The organism is Acidovorax sp. CF316, assembly GCF_000276605.1.
Classification (GTDB): domain Bacteria; phylum Pseudomonadota; class Gammaproteobacteria; order Burkholderiales; family Burkholderiaceae_C; genus Acidovorax.
Genome location: NZ_AKJX01000182.1, coordinates 1 through 711 on the forward strand (window position 1 = coordinate 1; position 711 = coordinate 711).

The window sequence follows — 711 nt, forward strand, 5'->3', positions numbered from 1 at the left end:
GCCACACTGAAGATCGGTGCCTCCGGGTCCTTGTTGATCGCCACGATCACCTTGGAGTCCTTCATGCCGGCCAAGTGCTGGATGGCCCCCGAGATCCCGGCCGCCACATACAGCTGGGGCGCCACGATCTTGCCCGTCTGGCCCACTTGCCAGTCGTTGGGTGCGTAACCCGCATCCACCGCAGCGCGGCTGGCACCCAGGGCAGCGCCCAGCTTGTCGGCTAGCGGGGTCATCACTTCGTCGAACTTTTCCTTGCTGCCCAGAGCCCGGCCACCGGAGACGATGATCTTGGCGGCGGTGAGTTCTGGACGGTCGCTCTTGGCGATCTCGCTGCCCACGAAGACGCTCTTGCCCGCATCCGCCGTGGCGGCGGAGGTTTCGGTGGCTGCACTGCCACCGCTGGCCGCTGCAGGGTCGAACCCCGTGGTGCGCACGGTGATGACCTTGACGCTGTCTGCGCTTTGCACGGTGGCGATGGCGTTGCCGGCGTAGATGGGGCGCTCGAAGGTGTCGGGGGTTACCACCTTGGTGATGTCGCTGATCTGCGCGACGTCGAGCTTGGCCGCCACGCGGGGGGCCACGTTCTTCCCGCTGGCGGTCGCGGGGAACAGGATGTGGCTGTAGTTGGATGCGATCGCGAGGACTTGCGCGGCCACGTTCTCGGCCAGGCCGTGTTCCAGGCCTGGGGCATCGGCATGGATGACCTTGGCG

1 protein-coding gene is annotated in these 711 nt (G+C 66.7%); it reads right to left on the reverse strand.

The genetic code is table 11. The features are described 5' to 3' along the window. On the reverse strand, window positions 1-711 hold a 711-nt coding region (locus PMI14_RS22950; protein ID WP_007857809.1), incomplete at both ends, for an electron transfer flavoprotein subunit alpha/FixB family protein.